The 16,858-nt window shown below is 61.1% G+C and carries 15 protein-coding genes; 2 read left to right on the top strand and 13 right to left on the bottom strand.

Annotated features, from left to right (window positions below; translation table 11 throughout):
* Positions 1 to 40: 40 nt before the first annotated feature.
* Positions 41 to 1,222, bottom strand: a complete 1,182-nt coding sequence (locus tag P5W99_RS26485; protein WP_434665117.1) for a branched-chain amino acid ABC transporter substrate-binding protein — start codon at positions 1,220 to 1,222, stop codon at positions 41 to 43.
* Between the two features lie 239 nt (positions 1,223 to 1,461).
* Here P5W99_RS26485 and P5W99_RS26490 point away from each other — a divergent pair, with 239 nt between their 5' ends.
* Entirely contained in the window at positions 1,462 to 2,361 is a 900-nt protein-coding gene (locus P5W99_RS26490) for a LysR substrate-binding domain-containing protein (RefSeq protein WP_421027761.1), read from the top strand.
* A gap of 230 nt (positions 2,362 to 2,591) precedes the next feature.
* Here the strand turns inward: P5W99_RS26490 and P5W99_RS26495 are convergent, their stop codons facing one another.
* The 8 genes from P5W99_RS26495 to P5W99_RS26530 form a co-directional block, all read right to left on the bottom strand.
* Positions 2,592 to 3,239, bottom strand: coding sequence for a hypothetical protein (locus P5W99_RS26495; protein WP_434665119.1), 648 nt, complete (start codon positions 3,237 to 3,239; stop codon positions 2,592 to 2,594).
* A gap of 1 nt (position 3,240) precedes the next feature.
* Positions 3,241 to 3,624 carry a hypothetical protein gene (locus tag P5W99_RS26500; protein ID WP_434665122.1) on the bottom strand — a complete coding sequence of 128 codons (384 nt, stop codon included), beginning with the start codon at positions 3,622 to 3,624 and terminating at the stop codon, positions 3,241 to 3,243.
* Between the two features lie 179 nt (positions 3,625 to 3,803).
* Positions 3,804 to 4,439, bottom strand: coding sequence for a hypothetical protein (locus P5W99_RS26505; RefSeq protein WP_434665124.1), 636 nt, complete (start codon positions 4,437 to 4,439; stop codon positions 3,804 to 3,806).
* Positions 4,436 to 7,276 (bottom strand): type VI secretion system Vgr family protein, encoded by a 2,841-nt coding sequence (locus tag P5W99_RS26510; RefSeq protein ID WP_434665126.1) that lies wholly within the window; start codon positions 7,274 to 7,276, stop codon positions 4,436 to 4,438. The genes P5W99_RS26505 and P5W99_RS26510 overlap by 4 nt, the downstream gene beginning before the upstream one ends.
* A 2-nt stretch (positions 7,277 to 7,278) precedes the next feature.
* Positions 7,279 to 7,536 carry a PAAR domain-containing protein gene (locus P5W99_RS26515; RefSeq protein WP_421027765.1) on the bottom strand — a complete coding sequence of 86 codons (258 nt, stop codon included), beginning with the start codon at positions 7,534 to 7,536 and terminating at the stop codon, positions 7,279 to 7,281.
* A 303-nt stretch (positions 7,537 to 7,839) separates the two neighbouring features.
* Positions 7,840 to 10,053, bottom strand: coding sequence for a penicillin-binding protein 1A (locus P5W99_RS26520; RefSeq protein WP_434665128.1), 2,214 nt, complete (start codon positions 10,051 to 10,053; stop codon positions 7,840 to 7,842).
* A gap of 530 nt (positions 10,054 to 10,583) precedes the next feature.
* On the bottom strand, positions 10,584 to 11,666 hold the full coding sequence (locus tag P5W99_RS26525) for a TIGR03118 family protein (RefSeq protein WP_421027767.1): 1,083 nt from the start codon (positions 11,664 to 11,666) through the stop codon (positions 10,584 to 10,586).
* A gap of 43 nt (positions 11,667 to 11,709) precedes the next feature.
* Positions 11,710 to 12,126, bottom strand: a complete 417-nt coding sequence (locus P5W99_RS26530; RefSeq protein ID WP_421027768.1) for a cupredoxin domain-containing protein — start codon at positions 12,124 to 12,126, stop codon at positions 11,710 to 11,712.
* Between the two features lie 355 nt (positions 12,127 to 12,481).
* On the opposite strand from P5W99_RS26530, the gene P5W99_RS26535 reads away from it, so the two are divergent.
* Positions 12,482 to 13,186, top strand: coding sequence for a glycine zipper 2TM domain-containing protein (locus tag P5W99_RS26535; protein WP_421027769.1), 705 nt, complete (start codon positions 12,482 to 12,484; stop codon positions 13,184 to 13,186).
* 36 nt (positions 13,187 to 13,222) lie between these two features.
* On the opposite strand, the gene dmeF is transcribed toward P5W99_RS26535, so the two are convergent.
* The 4 genes from dmeF to P5W99_RS26555 form a co-directional block, all read right to left on the bottom strand.
* On the bottom strand, positions 13,223 to 14,512 hold the full coding sequence (dmeF, locus tag P5W99_RS26540; RefSeq protein WP_434665132.1) for a CDF family Co(II)/Ni(II) efflux transporter DmeF: 1,290 nt from the start codon (positions 14,510 to 14,512) through the stop codon (positions 13,223 to 13,225).
* 7 nt (positions 14,513 to 14,519) lie between these two features.
* A complete protein-coding gene (locus tag P5W99_RS26545; RefSeq protein WP_434665135.1) occupies positions 14,520 to 14,789 on the bottom strand; it encodes a metal/formaldehyde-sensitive transcriptional repressor in 270 nt (89 codons plus the stop codon).
* Between the two features lie 219 nt (positions 14,790 to 15,008).
* Positions 15,009 to 16,214 (bottom strand): MFS transporter, encoded by a 1,206-nt coding sequence (locus P5W99_RS26550; RefSeq protein ID WP_421027772.1) that lies wholly within the window; start codon positions 16,212 to 16,214, stop codon positions 15,009 to 15,011.
* A gap of 18 nt (positions 16,215 to 16,232) precedes the next feature.
* Positions 16,233 to 16,850, bottom strand: a complete 618-nt coding sequence (locus P5W99_RS26555; RefSeq protein WP_421027773.1) for a GAD-like domain-containing protein — start codon at positions 16,848 to 16,850, stop codon at positions 16,233 to 16,235.
* Positions 16,851 to 16,858 lie beyond the last annotated feature (8 nt).

Here is a 16,858-nt window from a genome sequence, read left to right on the forward strand (position 1 = left end):
TGTCTCCTCGTTACGTCGTCACATCGTCACATCATCGCGTTCAGCGGGCAGCGGCCTTCGCGAGCGTCTTCGTGGCCGCGCCGCCGCCAAGCACATCCACCACGGCCCATTTGCCATTCTTCACCTGATAGATCGTATAGGCGGGATCCACGAGATTGCCTTGCGCATCGAAGCCAATCGTGCCGGTCACGCCATCACGATGAATCGCATGCAGCGCCGCGACAATCTTTTTCGGTGCAACAGAATTGGCCTGCTGGGTAGCGGCGATCAGCGTCGCCGCCGCGTCATAGGCGAACGGTGCGTGCAGTTCGATCGGCGCGTGCCAGCGCGCACGGTATTGCGCATCGAACGCCGCGCCGCCCGGCATGCGATCGAGCGGACGGCCCGGCTCCAGCGCCGTCACGCCGTCGCCCGCGGGCCCGGACAGCGTGAGGAAGGTCTGGCTCACGAAGCCGCCCGCGCCGAGCAGCGGCGCCTGGATATGCAACTGGCGCATGCGGCGCGCGAGCGGCGCAGCCTGGGCATCGAGGCCGCCGAAGAAGATCAGGTCGGGACGCTTCGCCTTGATGGCCGTGAGCACGCCGCTGAAATCGAGCGTCTTGTCGGTCACATACTGATGATCGACCACCGTGCCACCGTTGGCCTGCACACCCTTGATGAACTGGTTCGCGAGCCCTGCGCCAAATGCGGTCTGATCGTCGATCACGGCAACGCGCTGCGCCTTCAGCGTTTTCACGGCATACGCGCCGGTGTACGCGCCGCCATCGTCGTCGTGGCCCATGATGCGAAACGCGGTATCGAAGCCTTGCTGCGTGTATTGATGGCCCGTCGAGGCTGGCGCGATCTGCGCGATGCCCGCATCGTGATAGACGCGCGCGGCCGGCACGCTGCAGCCGGTGTTCCAGTGGCCGACCACGCCAACCACGTGGCGGTCGACGAGTTGCTGCGCGACCGTGACAGCCGTGCGCGGGTCCGACTGATCGTCGGCGCTCACGAGCTTGTAGACCACGGACTTGCCCGCAATGGTCGGATGTTTCGCATTGGCGTCGTCGACGGCGAGCTGCGCGCCGTTTTCCAGATCCCTGCCGATGCGCGCCGACGCGCCGGTCAGCGGCGCGGCAAGCCCGATCAGCACCACCTGTTCGTCCTGGGCGTGCGCGACGCCCGTGAAAAGCGACGCCGCAAGCGCGGCGGCCGGCAACAGCATAGCTTTCTTTTTCATGTCGACCGATCCTGATAAGCCCGTGTGTTGAGGCGCTATTGAGGCGCATGCCTGCCCATCCCGGGGTCTATGGCGCGCAACCTTGAATAGTGAAAAAGATTAGTCTGTTGTGTTCCGTGGTCTAAATTACGTTTGGTTCGATCAATATGCCGGCGCCCTATAACTTCGATTAAATCCCTGTTTTACAACGGTAAACTGGATTCCATCCGTTCCGCGCACCTTTCGATATAATTCGACACATGAATAAAATTCAGCGAATTGCCGATGATCCGCCGCTGCGGGCGGTGCGCGCATTCGAGTCGTTCGCGCGTCATGGCTCGGTCGCGGCCGCCGCGCGCGAGCTCGACATCACGGCCTCGGCGGTGAGCCATCAACTGCAATTGCTCGAATCGTTCGTGCAAACGCCGCTGACGATTCGCCGTGGCCGCGCGCTCGTGCTCACCGACGAAGGCCGCGACTACTATCGCTCGATCAGTGCGGCGTTTTCGGTGCTGCGCAGCGCCACGGGCTTCGTGCGCGAGCGCTCGTCGCGGCGGCAGATCACGATCAGTCTGATTCCGCTCTTTGGCATGGGCTGGTTCATTCCCCGGCTGCATGACTTTCTCGCGGCGAATGAAGACGTGGACGTGACAGTGCTCTACGCGAATCACCGCAATTACCGCAGCGACGCCGCCGATTTATCGATCCGCTTCGGCACTGGCGACTGGATCGGTTATACGAGCACGCCGCTCATGTCGGGCGCGGTTGTGCCGGTCTGCACGCCGCGCTTTTTGCAGCGCTATGGACCGCTGCGCAAGCCCGCCGATCTCGCGGGCGTGCCGCTCGTTCACGATGAGGACCGCAGCACGTGGGCGAACTGGCTGCAAAGCATGGGCGTGCGCCACGTCGCGCGCACCGAGGGACCGCTCTTCGAAGACGGCCAGCTGACCTTGAGTGCCACGCTCGCCGATCTGGGCGCGGCGCTCATGCGCGCGCCGCTGGTCTCGCGCGAGCTTGCGTCGGGTGCGTTGCGCAAGCTGTTCGACCACGAACTCGACGATGGTCGGCACTACTACCTCTGCTGGCGCGCCGATGCCGAAATGCCGGACGGCGCACAGCGGCTCGCGCAATGGCTGCTGGAGTCGGTGAAGGCGCGTTAATCGCGCCAAAAGACCTCAGAAGCTCAAGAAGAGGAAATGATGTCGCGGCCGTGGACGGATTGATCCGCGCTATTGATGCGGATTGCGTTATGGTGCATCCCCTACGCGGAAAGCGTAACGACGCGCCCGCCCTGCCAGGTATGGATACGCGAGCATGAAACGCAAACGCATGAATGACGTACGGGGCGAATACGTTCGATTTTATGTTCCAACCGGCTCCAACCGTTTTGTCATTGCGTGGTCCACGGACTTGCGCTTTTGCGATTATCCAGCTCCTCAAGCGTTAGATAGTGACGAAAGATTTCGACCTCGCGCAAATCCACTGCCCTGCGAACATTGCGTATATCCCACGGTCCTTTTTCACTTGCTAGTTCGGCAAGATATCGAATGTTGGCCTCAATATCGTAGGGGGAGTCATCCGCCAATGGCAGGCGATAGCCAAAAACAACCGTATTAATCGGCGTGCCGCCAAAGATGTCGAAAAGATATGGATATCCAACGAAATCGCTTTGTTCGACGCGAAAATTATCGATGCGCTCTCCACGCTCAATACGTTTCATTCCTATCTCATCGAAGTTCTGGTAGAGAATATTCGTTGAGACGTCATCCTCAATTTGGATGTTGAATTCGCTCACGCATGGCGTTCCATCCGTAGAATTTCGCGTATCAAATATAAAGCTCACCGACATTACTTTTTCTGGAAACCACGCGTATTCTATTTTTCCATCTTGGTCGGAGTGAAATTGGGGAATCCCCATATTTTTGATGACATTATCAAGCGAGATTTCTCCACGAACCCAACGAAGCCCAATTTTTGTATACCGGAGAAGCGCTTCCTGTTGCTCCGGTGTCATCGGTTTTTGTTGTGAATACGTCATGTTATTGACCTCCGCTCGTGCGACTGGAGGAAAACTCGCAGCGGTCACTGTGGCCATAATCAAACTCGTAAGCGCGGCTACACTGGTCTTCCGGGAAAGTCTTGAGAAGCAAACCCATCTTCGCTTTCCAGTAGGCTGTAGCCATGTCGCCACAGAAGAATGCATCATTCTCCCAGGGTCTCCCGCTGTAGTCGCGTCGGCAGCCAGACGGCGTTTCCACCATTGCATCGATATCAATTGGAGTTCCTCCCAAACCTACGTGTTGCAAAAGATTCTTGGCCACCGTGCGCGCACGCTGGTATTCAGCTTCCAAAGCAGCCATGTCCGCAAGATAGGGCGGAATATAGGGCGTCTTTCGCCATAACACCAACGTTTGCAGATACATGCCAACAGCCATCCGCTTGAGGCTAATGAGCGCTGCCGTATCTTCCGGTACCGGTTGCTGCGCCGCCAGGCGGACGGCCGCGCGAGCGAGTTCGGATGATTTCGCCTGCGTTCCGCTCGTAAGATCCGGCCACTTTGAAATATTCGGAATATCCTCGAAGTTATCAGGGTGCCGGGCGATCAGTGCGTAAATCCAGAAATTTTGCTGACAATGCGGGATTCGTGGTAAATCGTATCAGCGAATTCAGCGATTTCTTTAGTTTGGCTAACGCGCCCCGCAACATCGGTCGCCACCTGCTTTATCTTGAATGTATCTTCCAGTGATGAAAGATTTAATTGCATGGTCCACGCGGAAGGCGAGAACGAACCCCGCTCAAGAGAATTCTCAGGTCGATACGAAATAATTTGTGGTACTGTTTCAGATGGAATTCCAAATCCACCAGCCGGATTAGTCAGCGGGCCAGTCATAACAGGTTTGATCAGGGTGTGGAAATTCTTGAATTGCTCTTTATCTATTGGCCACGTCAGTTTAAGCGCAGGCGCTATATCGGTCGGCCCGAAATAGGCGCCACCCCACTGAATTTGATTGAGCAGCAGGGAATGCATCGCTTTCGCGTAGTCGCGCGCGAGCGGATACATAAGCTGTCCCTTTCGCTCAGGGTCACGGTCGGAGTAGCGCATGCCCCATCTTTCCGGCGTGCACGTGGCATAGGTCGGTTCAATTCCGGCGGAAGTTACCCCTGGCTTCACCTTTTCCAGTGTGTACGGACCTACTTTCTGAACTACCGCGTTGTCTGCGTTGCGGTCGTTGCTCATGACTGTGTGCTCCCTGAAGAATTAAAAGCGGTCTTCACTGTCTTTGCCAGCATGGGACGGTAAGCCGACAATAACGAGCCATCCTTTCGCAAGAGTTCAATTTCTGCGATCTGCATTTCATCGCCTAATACCAATGGAGTTTCGCCTTTCTCGCTGGAGGTTCCTTCGATTAGTTGTCCATCCTGAAGCGTGATCCGGTAGCGTTGGTGCGCTATCGGCAGGCCGGAACCATCGTCAGGCAAGACGTAGTGGTCGACGACTTTTGCGTCGGCGATATTCGTAATCGGCGTTTTGACTGGTACGTCCTGCGGATCATCCGTAGCGTGAGAAGCCGCATGAACAAGAAATGCCCCATTCGTCTTCCCGATTACGCCTTCCGAGCCGATCACTAGTTGCGAGCCACCACCGTTGAACACAAGGCGTCTTGCTGTAAGCCAGATTTCGTCCTGCTCGCTCAGGATCGTGATGACCTTCCGGGCGATCATGTCCAGGGTGTCGGTCTGTGACGTGATACGCACAGACCCCGGCGTGACAAGCGATATGGCTTTCTGCGCGTAGAACGCGATGGTCTCGCGCACCGATGCAAAGAACGATTTGCCCGTGGCGATGGAAACATGCCCGCCCGCGGTGAGCGCGGTGTTTTCGTCGCTCGCGATGTGCGTGCTGCCTGCCGCCGCTGTCTGAATACCCGCCCCGCTCGAAATCGTCAGGTGCGGCGCTTCGAACTCGGGGAAATCGTCCCCGCCCGGGCGCGTGCTGACCGAAGGCTTGCCGCGCAATTCGGCGTTGTCGCGCTGCATGTTCGCAGTCACGCCGGACTGATCGCTGCCAGCGTCCTGCGCGCCATGTCGCTGCGCCTGCTGCGCCAGGCGCTCGTGAATGTCGCGCGCACGCGTGAGGCGGGCGATGGTCTCACGCATGTCCAGTATCTTGCCCGCTGCGCCAAGCTTCGCGATGGTTGTGATAATCAGGCCCAACCCTGCGCGCACCGCGCCCCGCATGTCCGTGCGCAGTTCGAAGCCTTCGCCGCGCGCATCCTGCCGCCCCTCATTGCCTGCGATGCGCGTGACATAGCCCAGACTCAGGCTGCTCTTGCCATGATCCGATGCCAGTTGCGCCTGCTGACGATTGTCCGTGTCGTCCAGTGCAAGATGGTTTGATGCGCCGCCGTTGCCGAGCGTGCGGCTCACGATGCCGGTGAGCGCACGATTATCCGGCAGTTTCCACGGCGGCATGTTGTCCTGATTCGGCACGAACGCCGCAACGACAGGGCGGTCAGGATCGCCGTTGACGTACGCGACCAGCACTTCCTGACCGGGCCGCCCGTGCATGACGACGCCCATGCCGTCCCCCTGCCAGGGCAGCGCGAGGCGCACCCAGATGGACGTATTCCCGTGATGGTTGCCCTCGCGGTCCCACGCGTACTGGATGCGCACACGGTTATAGGCATCGACCGTCATCGGATGCTGTTCCCATCCGACAATCACCGCATGTTCGTACCCGTCGATGCGTGGACGCGGCGTGACCTGCGGCATGCGATACGGCTCGCGCGTCGGGTGCAGTTCGAACTGCGCTTCAAACTCATACTTCGCTGCTGCGCCGTCCAGCTTCGACGACCGTCCCTGGGTGTTGCGGATATCGATCCGGCAATCCAGCACGAAATACGTGTCGTTCGCTCCGGCGTGTGGGTGATCCGTCAACGTGAACGTCCTGCCGGCTTCGATGCCGCGCAGCGCGCCGCGGCCCTTCGCACGCATGCGCCCGCAGCGTGCGGCTTCGAGCTTCACGCGGGCGAGATGCTGCGCTTCCTCGCGCCAAACCTTCGCTTCCTGGGGTCCCGGACTTTCCACCGGCTCTGTGCGGTAGTGGGTGGTCTCCGGCTGTGCGTACTCCGCCGGCTCGTAGGATTCGATTCGTTCACAGTCGAAGACGTACTCTTGTCCGTCTCCATGCCTGATGCTGTGCTGCTCGCGATACGGCGCGCTGTTCGCGCTCAGTCGCGGCGAAATATAACTGTGGTCGTGGACCACGACCCTGTTAAGCGCAACCGACGTGCGCCAGGACAGATGCGTGACATATTCCCTGTCGAGATGCCCGCCTTTGGGACGGTAAGACAATGTCGCGTAGGGCGGGGTCTGCGCCTTGCAGGCACGGATACTGTCGGCAATGACAAGGAAATGGCGGCCTTCACGGTGTTCGAACCAGATCAGATAGCCGAATTCCTCGCACAGGCGCATGCAGAAGTCCCAGTCCGTCTCCCATGCCTGCCGGATGAAATCGCGCCGGGGAGTTGGGTGCTCGCCGCAGCGAAAATCGATATCGTGGCTGTACGACTTAAGGATGGTGCAGAGGATATTGGTGATATCCGTGTGGATGAAGATGCGCGAGTTCTTGCGCAGCGTCGCGCACCACCATTGCGGGCGCAATACGAATTCATAGACGACATCGTTTCCTTCGATGTCCAGAATTCCGGCCTCTGCGACCATACCGGTGATTTCGCGCAGGCCCGTGCGTTCACGGTCACGGGGCTCACGCCAGTCACGTGTCCGTGTGAAAACATCCTTGAACGTCAGCGTGATGGCCGAGCCCTTGATGGCATCGAGATCGACTTCGAATTCGTCGGTTGCAAACCACTCCGGGTGGGGAACGGATCTGACCGCTTCGATGCGATATTCGAAAAGCTGGCCGATAGCTTCATGGCCTGTAATGCGTCGCGGCAGCAGGACATCCTCGCGGTAATCCTGTTCCCGCCTGCGGTGTTGCAGGGTGATTTCCCGTACGGGCAATGCGTGGCCGTGCATGCGTACGGGGGTGTTGTACTTCCTGGGGAACCACATGCTCAGGTTCCCTTCTGCAATGTCGCGCCGCACGTTGTGGTGTCACCGATGAACGCCACCGGTACGCCGCCGTGCGTGCGCCCGCCCGTCGCGACAATTGCAAAGTCGCCACCGCACTTCGGGCAGCGCACAAGGTGGCCGTCGAGCGCGACGGGTATGCCCTGGTGTGTGAGGTTGGGCGCGGCCTGAATGACTTCGCCGCCGTGGTCTGTGGTATCGCCCAGGCGCGCGACATCGCGCCCCGTTGTTGCGTCTCTCATCGGCTCCGGCCTCCAAAGGACAAGGAATGGCGGCAACTTGCGTTGTCGGCAGACGCTTATCCTTTACGAGCTATTTTTCGCCTGGAACACGAAAAATCCGAAAATCGGCCGAACTAAAACTCAGGGCGCGTAAATGCCCGTGAAATGTCTCCCTCCTCTGACATTCCACAAAATGATCGTCATCGCACAGCCGAGGCGCATCCGGTGTCAGCTCAACCGCCTCGAATCGGTGCCGGAGGGCGCACAGCGGCTCGCGCAATGGCTGCTGGAGTCGGTGAAGGCGCGTTGGTCGCGCGAAGAACCTCAGAAACTCCAGAACAGGAAATGATGTCGCGGCCGTGGCCTGCTCTCGCGCGCTACCTTGCGCGGCGGCGCAAGCTGCGCGTGCGAATCGACCACCTGCGCACGTAGCGCCATGTCGTAGAACGCCCCCACCATCGGCAACGCGCTATGCGCGCCTTCACCCCAATAATCGTTGCGCAGCGTCACGCGCGCGTCGTCGAATCCCACCCATGCTCCCGCAACCAGTTCGGGATGGATCAGGATGAACCAGCTATCCGTATTGTCCTGGGTGGTGCCGGTCTTGCCGGCCACGTCCGCGCGAATGCCGAAGTGGCTCCGAATATCGGTACCGGTGCCTCGGTCCACGACATCGCGCATCACATCCACGAGCTTCAGTGCCGCGCTGGCGGGCAGCGCCCGCTCCGGCCGCGCTGCCGGGAAATCGGCGAGCACGTTGCCCTCGCGGTCCTCGATGCGCGTCACCATGCGCGGCTCGATATACGCGCCACGATTTTCGATCGTGCAGTACGCCGACACCATTTCCTTGAGCGTGACCGGGCTCGTGCCCAGCGCAAGCGACGGCACCGCATCGAGCGGGCTTTCGCGCACGCCCATCGCGCGCGCCAACGCCACGACCTTCGCAGGGCCTTCGCGCTGCATGAGCTGCGCCGTTACGCGGTTGCGCGACAAAGCCAGCGCGTCGCGCAGCGACATCGGCCGGCCGGTGGGCGGCTCGGCGTCGGTCGGCCGCCACACCGCATTGCCCTTCGACGCAATGGTCACATTGCGATCGACGATCGTGTCGCCCGGCTGCGCGCCATCGGCAAACGCCGCGCCGTAGACAAACGGCTTGAACGTCGAGCCCGGTTGACGCCGCGCCTGCTGCACGTGATCGAACGGCTCGTCGCGGAAGTCGCGGCTCCCGACCCACGCCTTGATGTCGCCGTTGCGCGGGTCAATCGCTAGAAACCCGGCCTGAATCTGCGTCTTGCTGTGGCACAACGCATCGACGAACGGGCCGTCCATCGCGAGCTTTCTGATCGCCGCCGGATCGGAGAGCCCCGCGTCGCGCGCACTGCGGTATTCCGGGGTCTGCCTGATGAACGACTGGAACAGGCCATTGCCCGGCCAGCATCCCGTGCGCGTATTCCAGGCGGCGTTGGCGATCGATTGCAACTGGCTCGTCTGCCAGGCAAGCGCCTGGTTGGCCATGTCCTGAAGCCGTGAATCGATGGTTGTCCGCACAACTAGCCCATCGGAGTAAATATCGTAGCCGTTGCGGTCGGCCCAGCCGATCAGCCAGCGGCGCAATTGCGCCGCGAAATGCGGCGCGGCGCCCGTGGGTTCAGACTGGATTTCGAAGTTCACACCAAGCGGCTGACGCTTGAGCCATGCGCAGTCGGACGGCTTGAGCTTGCCGAACTTCACCATCTGCCCGAGCACCGTATTGCGCCGCTCCAGCGCGCGCTCGGGATTGAGCACCGGGTTATAGGCGCTATTGGCCTTCAGCATGCCAACCAGTGTTGCGCTTTCCAGAATATTGAGCTGTGCGGCAGACTTGCCGAAGTACGTGCGTGCGGCCATTTCCACGCCATAGGCGTTGTAGAGAAATGGCACGGTGTTCAGGTACGTCTCGAGAATCTGGTCCTTGCTGTAGACGGATTCGATCTTGAGCGCGGTAATGGCTTCCTTGAGCTTGCGCGTCAAGGTGGGCGCGCGGCCCACTTCATCGGGGTACAGATTGCGCGCGAGCTGCTGCGTGATGGTCGAGCCGCCCTGCCGCGTGCCGGAGAACGTATGCAGCGCCGCAGGCGCCACACGCAGGATGTCAATGCCGTGATGCTGATAGAAACGGCGGTCCTCGGTCGCGATCAGCGCCTGCACCACGTATGGCGAGATTTGCGCGAGCGTCACCCATTCGCGATTGACGGGCTTGAACTCGGCGAGGCGATCGCCATCGGCGGACACGATCAGTGCGGGACGATCGACGCGGGCCTTGCGAATATCGCCGATGTTCGGCGTGAGCGGGATGAGCGCGAGCACATACGCGAGCAGCAGCAAAGGCACGGCGGCGAGCGCCAGCACAACGCCACGGCGCGTCGGGTGGCGCAGGCCGTGCAACGCGGCGGCAAACACGCCGCGAGCTTTTACGCCGGCGCGAGCGGCAAGCGACTGACCACGCTTGAGCCATCGCGCGCAGAGGTCACGAAAAAACGATCCAGGCGGGGGATTCACGGTGACTGAATGAAGAACTGCGCGAAGATCGGCGCGATAAACGAAAGGCGGGATCGTACCAAAGCGAAAACGGGGCACTGACGCTAAAACAGCAGTTTGCGAGGGCCGCTAACAGATGATTACATTTGTTTCCATTCCGGTTTCAATGGCGCAACGCCGGTTGCGCGCGGAATATTCGACACCTCGTTTCGTTTACGCAGCACGCGAGGCGCGCGAGGTCATGCAGGCTCGATGCCGGCGCGATTCGCTCTGGCGGCCGACACCACGCGTGCATGAAGGAGGTGTCAAATAGAAACCTCGCGTTTGTTGTCTGCATTCGATTCATACATGGGGTTCGGCGGGCGCATGAAAGGTGCGCGCATCGCGTTTCGTGCGGCGCGCGGTATGTGCTGGGCTAACGTGAACGGACGAGGCTCGCTGCTCGTTACCAATCCGCAAGGACGGCTGGTCATGGATTGAGCGAACGCACTGCAAGCTTGCCTGCTCCAGCGCCCGATGCTGGAGCAGGCAAGCTTGTCCGGCGACGGCGTTCACTTGCCGACATCGATGCGGCCGTAGAGTCCGTCGGCTTCGTCGTTGAGTCCGGCCGCGAAAAACAGCGTGTTGGCGGGTTGACTGTCGAGGCCATTGCCGAATGCCATGCCCCACAGCCCCGGCTCGACGATCGGCGTACCTTCATGCTGCTCCAGGGACCCGAGCATGACTCCAGTGGTCGGGTCGAACGCATGAATCATGCCGTCACCAAAGTTGCCGATCAAAACGGCATGACTGAAGCGGCCGAAATCCCCGGGCGACAATGCCATGCCCCACGGCGCATTCAGCACCCCACCGGTAGCGAAGCGCTGAATGAATTGCCCCGACGGGCTGAACACGTCGATCAAGCCCATGCCCGCGCCCGCAACGTCGTCGTGCGCGGCTGCATCCTGCTTCGCGTACGAAACGAACAGCTTCGAATCGATCACCTGGATGCCAAATGGCGCGAATCCAGCCGGTAATGTGGGATCCTGAAATGTGCCGGCCAGCGTGACCTTCGTGAAGGTCCGGTCGAACACGTCGATCCTGTTGTTGTGAAAGTCGGTGGCGTACAAGAAGTTCGCGCCGTTATTGCTGGCCATGGCGAGCCCCTTGTAGACTGCGCTGCCGCCGCTGTCGAACACCGTGATAGCCGATGTCGGGTTCACCGTGGGCGACCACGCCGTCATGGTCCCGCCCTCGCCCACGAAGATAAACGCCGCAGGGCCCGATTTTGCCCCTTGGGTCACCACGAAGTCCGTCGTTCCATTGAACACGATGCCCGTTGGATCGGCGTCGCCGCTCTTGCCAGCGGGAATCGTGACCACGAGAGACTGCGGCACGCCATTGCCGTCGTAGAGTGTCGCGCGCTGGGTACCGTTATCGGCGACCCAGGCAAAGCCCTTGGGATTGAAGGCGACGCCCCACGGATTTTTCAGGTTGGCGTCTACGTGCGCCGCCGCGACGGCGCCATCGGAAACCAGTGCGCTAACCTGATACTGCATCGATTGCATGCTGTGGGATGAACCTCCACACGCTGCAACGCTCGCCAGCACCACAGCCGCCAACAGCGCGCCGAGCGGCACATCAGCCTGTTTCATGATTGCACTCCTGACACGAAATCATTGAGATTCGCCGGGAGATTCACGGCGTCACGACAAGCGCCGTATGCATCCCCATTGCATAGTGCCCTGGCTTGTTGCAAATCAGCGCGTAATGGCCAGGCGCAAGCGTGAGCGACGCGCGCTTGCTCTTGCCCGGCGCGATATCCTCGACTTCCCCGATCTTTTTCAGCTTGTGCTCCAGCACCTGCCCCATGCCGACGGGCAGCGCATCGTCCGGGAGATTCGTCTTGAGCACGACGAGTTCGTGCGCCATGGTGTTGCTGGCGTCATTCCTGATATCGAGCGTGAGGCGCCCTGCCTTCACGCTGTGCGTTTCGAGCTGGATCGAATCCGATAGCAGGGTTGCGTTGACGGTTTGCTGGGCCCAACTCGCGTGCGGTGTCATGCCGGACGCGACCACGATGGCGATGATGGCAATTCTGTGAGTGGCATGCACGGCCGCCTCCCTTGCGTCGAGACCTCGCGCTTGCCGGACATCGCGCCATTGCCATGCGCGCTTCACATTTCGCAGGCGCGCGAATACCCCTGCCTGCGCGATGGCATGACTGCGTTGAGCGGCACACGATACGTGGTGTAAACGTGTGCCGTTGGCGGCATATTCCGGCGCCGTTCAGGATCTATCCGGGCCTCTGGAATCATTGCCCATCGCGCTCGTCGCTCGCATCCGCAACATTTGCTTGCATAACTCACAAGTGTTGCGTAATCCGCGCCGTTCATTGCGCCGTTGAGGATGCAGGCGGCACACGAGCGTGCCGCCACCCCTTGCACCCCATGCTCAACGGAGCTTGCACATGAACACGATCCCGGGTCCTGATACGTCGCCGCGCGCCCGCATTCATCCTCTCGTCGCGGGGGCAGCCGTCGCTGTGATTCTCGCGAGCGCCACCGGCATCGCCGCCATGACGGGATGGCTGCCCACCACGCATGCGAGCACGGCACCCGTTGCCGCGCCCGCCGTTGCCGCGCAAGCCGGCACCGCGGCGTCGGGCGGCGTGCAGACGATCACCCATCAGCCCGTTAATCAGCCGGCCATCGCGCAAGAGCCCGTGCGGCGCGAGCCCGTTCATCATTACCACGCCGCCCCGGCCGCGCCTCACTATGCAAATGCCAACGCCTACCCGGTGAGAAGCGAACCCAGAAGCGAACCCAGAAGCGAGGCCGTGGATCCGAACTCAGGCTCGGTCGTTGCCATCAATGCGATTCAGGCGCCCGAGCCCACTACGGGAATCGGCGCGGTGGGCGGGGCCGTCGCGGGCGGGCTGCTAGGCAACCAGATCGGCGGGGGACGCGGCCGCACGATTGCCACCATCGCGGGCGCGATTGGCGGCGGGCTCGCAGGCAACGGCATCGAACACGAGGTGCGCAAGGCCACCACGTACCAGGTTCAGGTGCGCATGGCCGATGGCAGCTACCGGAACTTCACCTACTCGACGCCGCCACAGTTCGCGATCGGCGAGCGCGTTCATGTCGATGGTGGTGCGTTGAATGCGGCATGAGCATTTCTGGCGGTCGAGCGCGCCGACCGCCCTCGCTCACGACACCGACCGAACCTGATTGATCTCGACCGTAATGTGTGAAAGACCTTTGAAACGCTTTAGCGCCGCACGATAAAAACCCGGACTGCGCTGCGCATCACCGGTAGCCACCGATATCACCGCGCTCATGTGCCCCGGACCCACGCGCCAGACGTGAAGATCGAGCACGGCGTCGCCATGCTTCTCCACGACGCCGCGAACGTTTTCAGCCAGGCGCCGGTCCGCGTTCATGTCGAGCAGAATGGCTCCCGTATCGCGCATCAAGCCCCATGACCAGTTCGCAATCACGAGTGCGCCAATCACGCCCGCAAGCGGATCCATCCAGACCCAGCCGAAAGTGCGGGCCAGCAGCAGGCCGACGATCGCCAGCACCGAAACCGCAGCATCCGCAATGACGTGAATGTAGGCCGAGCGAATGTTGTGATCGCGATGCAACGCGGCGTGGGCCTCGTCGTGCCCGTGCTCGTGTTCTTCGAACTCGATCCGGTGCTCGCCATCGGGCAGACCGACAACGGCCACGAATGCATGCGGCTCGGGAATGTCGTCCACCGATTCCAGATAAGCGCCACGGTCCGCGAATGCAAAGGTCTGGCGCACGCCGTCGGGGCGAATCGTCGTGACCGAAACCGCATCGGCAGTCAGCTTCGCAGCCGAGGCTTCCAGCGTAATCCGGAATACAGGCGGCACGCCGTCTTCGAAGATCGACACGGCGAATGCCCCTGCGCCACCGACGATGCGATGCCCCTCTTCTTCATGATCGTGTCCATCGTCGTGACCGTGGCCATGGCTATGACCATGGCCGTGACCGTGGCTATGGCCATGATGATCGCCGCTCAGCAGCCAGACGCTCGCCAGATTGACCAGCAACCCCAGCACCGCAATAGGAATCGCCTGGCCGAACTGAATCGGCACGGGCGCGAGAAAACGCGAAATGGCTTCGTATCCAATTAGCAGCGCGATCATGGCGAGCACGATGGCGCTGGTAAAGCCCGCGAGGTCGCCCAGCTTGCCGGTGCCGAACACGAAACGGTCATCGCTCGCGTGCCTGCGTGCATAGGTGTACGCCAGCGCTGCAATCAGCATCGCACCCGCATGCGTCGACATATGCAGGCCATCGGCAACGAGCGCCAGCGAGCCGAACATGCTGCCGCCGACGATCTCCGCCACCATCATCGCGCTGCATAGCGCGATCACCATCCAGGTTCTGCGCTCGTTGTCCTTGTGAGCGGCGCCCAGAAAGATATGGTCGTGCCCCGCCCCGAATGCGGCGTCTTCAAAATTGCTCATGGTTGTCTCACTTGAAGTAGCTGTGTACCACTTCGATTAGCTGCTCCTTACCGCTGCCGTGTTCGTCATCGGGCTCCGCGTCGACCAGGTGAGTGCGGATATGGTCCTCCAGCACCACGGCGAGAAGCCCGTTCATCGCGCCCCGGCTGCTCGTGATCAGTTGCAGCACGTCCATGCACCCGCGCTCTTCCTCCAGCGCGCGCTCGATGGCCTCCATCTGCCCCTTGATGCGGCGCACCCGATTAAGGAGTTTCTGCTTCTCGCGGATCGGGCTCATGCCTTTGCTCCAGTTATGCGACGTGTGCATATTAGCAAAATAGTATGGGGGGGTATACTAATCTTCGTTCGCAAGCGGCGGGCTGCCGCGTTCAATGGCGCGCCTTTCGCAATCCAGGCGGGGGACGACATCACCGCGAAACGCGGTGCAATGGAACGGGCGGAGTCAGCGTGCGCGGCGGCGGCCATGGCACAGGGTCTGTTCACATTGGAAACAGACCTAGCGATCGTGCCTCCCAAGACGTGGCGCGAAGCGGCACATCACCACGGGGACGACCGCAAGAGCCGCGCCGCCCCAAAATGTGGCCGTAGCGCCGTGCCGGTCCCACAGCCATCCGGCAATGACACTCGCGAGCAGCAAGCAGACACCACTCACGAGATTGAACACGCCGAAAGCGCTGCCGCGCAGCGCCGGCGGCGCCGTTTCCGCGACCATCGCGGCGAGAATGCCTTGCGTGAATCCCATGTGCAGCCCCCATAGGGCAACCCCGATGAGCACCGTGACAATCGACGCGCTCATACCGAGGATCAGATCCGCCGCAATCAAGAGCACGAGCCCGCAGGCCAGCAGAACCCGCCGGTCGATGCGATCCGATAGCGCTCCCACGGGGTACGCTGAAAGCGAATAGGTCAGGCTCATGATGACCATCACACCGGGAATCCATGCGATATTCAACCCTGTCTGCTGCGCGCGCAGCACCAGGAACGCTTCGCTGAAGCGCGGCAGCGTGAAAGCGGCGCCGAGTGCTACCACGAACCAGTAGCGTCCGGAAAACGCTTGCAGTGCGCGCCAGTGCAATGGAGACCGGAACGCATGGGCGGCGCCCTCGCCCGCCGGCTCCTCGATGCCGAATGCGATCAATCCCACCGAGACAAACGCCGGCAATACGGCAAACCAGAGAACCGTGCGAATGTGATCGGAGAACCAGAACATCAGGACAATGGCGGCAAGCGGCCCGGCAAACGCGCCGACCGTGTCCATCGACTGCCTTAACCCAAAGCAGGCGCCGCGAATCTCCGGCGGTGCGATATCGGCAATGAGCGCGTCACGCGGCGCGCCGCGAATGCCTTTACCCACGCGGTCGATGATCCGCGCGGTCGCGACCATCAATGGCGTGCTGGCGAGCGGGAAAAGCGGCTTGGACAACGCGGCCATCCCGTAGCCAAGCAACAGCAGCGCCTTGCGTTTGCCCAGCCAGTCGCTTATCGGCCCCGAAAAGATCTTGACGATCATCGCGCTCGCCTCGGCGGCCCCTTCGAGCACGCCTAGCGCGCTGACGCTCATGCCCATCGTGGTGACGAGAAATATCGGCAGCAGCGCATGAATCAGTTCGGAGGAAAGATCCATGAAAAGGCTGACAAACCCGAGCATCCGGATTGCACGCGGAATGGCAATGCGTGGGGCACGGGTGGCATCAGGCAGCATCGTTCGTTTTCCGGAAAATCAAAAACCCCCGACCCGCGGTGCGCCGAGTTGCCGAAGTATCGACAGATGAACGTTCAAATCGACCTTCACGAGATGATCGATGGATATCTCTCCACCCACGATCAGAGCGGGCTCGAAGCCATACATCTCCTCCGGTCCCAGCGGCCCCAAACGCTTGAGCGCGCGCTTGAACAAATTGTCCCGGTCGCAGCCTGCTCGCGAAAGCGTTGCGAAGAAAATACGCAATGCCCGATCGGGGTTCTCAACCCTTTTTTCGACTCTGCCCGGCAGGAAAACCAGCATGTGCAGCGGACATGAAAGAGTGATCGTGGGTCCCGTGACCTCGCCCCACAGAAAAAGATCGCCAAATGCAGTTCTCGCAATGACGTGGTATTTGTCGATGCCTGCAACCGGCGTATTGCGCAGCCACATATCGACGATGCCCTCGTATGCTTGCGGGTCGACGATCCAGACCAGACCGTCTCCATACGAGGACCACCCTTCTTCGCGCCAGATCTCCAGCAAACGGTCGGGCAGTACGCCCCGGTACCGGCTCAATGCGGACTCGGGAACCTGCTGGCGAGTCTTCCCGCGGCCGAACGTCTGGATAAATGCGTCAAATAGCTCGTCTGTCATGTCGTTAC

It is taken from the genome of Paraburkholderia sp. A3BS-1L, assembly GCF_051125215.1.
Lineage (GTDB): Bacteria > Pseudomonadota > Gammaproteobacteria > Burkholderiales > Burkholderiaceae > Paraburkholderia.

Bases quoted from the DNA above. Each gene is read 5' to 3' on its own strand.
- P5W99_RS26515 (WP_421027765.1), bottom strand. From the start codon at position 7,536: ATGAGAGACGCAACAACGGGGCGCGATGTCGCGCGCCTGGGCGATACC.
- P5W99_RS26545 (WP_434665135.1), bottom strand. From the start codon at position 14,789: ATGAGCCCGATCCGCGAGAAGCAGAAACTCCTTAATCGGGTGCGCCGC.
- P5W99_RS26535 (WP_421027769.1), top strand. From the start codon at position 12,482: ATGAACACGATCCCGGGTCCTGATACGTCGCCGCGCGCCCGCATTCAT.
- P5W99_RS26490 (WP_421027761.1), top strand. From the start codon at position 1,462: ATGAATAAAATTCAGCGAATTGCCGATGATCCGCCGCTGCGGGCGGTG.
- P5W99_RS26510 (WP_434665126.1), bottom strand. From the start codon at position 7,276: ATGTGGTTCCCCAGGAAGTACAACACCCCCGTACGCATGCACGGCCAC.
- P5W99_RS26550 (WP_421027772.1), bottom strand. From the start codon at position 16,214: ATGCTGCCTGATGCCACCCGTGCCCCACGCATTGCCATTCCGCGTGCA.
- P5W99_RS26485 (WP_434665117.1), bottom strand. From the start codon at position 1,222: ATGAAAAAGAAAGCTATGCTGTTGCCGGCCGCCGCGCTTGCGGCGTCG.
- P5W99_RS26555 (WP_421027773.1), bottom strand. From the start codon at position 16,850: ATGACAGACGAGCTATTTGACGCATTTATCCAGACGTTCGGCCGCGGG.
- P5W99_RS26525 (WP_421027767.1), bottom strand. From the start codon at position 11,666: ATGAAACAGGCTGATGTGCCGCTCGGCGCGCTGTTGGCGGCTGTGGTG.
- dmeF (WP_434665132.1), bottom strand. From the start codon at position 14,512: ATGAGCAATTTTGAAGACGCCGCATTCGGGGCGGGGCACGACCATATC.
- P5W99_RS26505 (WP_434665124.1), bottom strand. From the start codon at position 4,439: ATGAGCAACGACCGCAACGCAGACAACGCGGTAGTTCAGAAAGTAGGT.
- P5W99_RS26495 (WP_434665119.1), bottom strand. From the start codon at position 3,239: ATGACGTATTCACAACAAAAACCGATGACACCGGAGCAACAGGAAGCG.
- P5W99_RS26500 (WP_434665122.1), bottom strand. From the start codon at position 3,624: ATGTATCTGCAAACGTTGGTGTTATGGCGAAAGACGCCCTATATTCCG.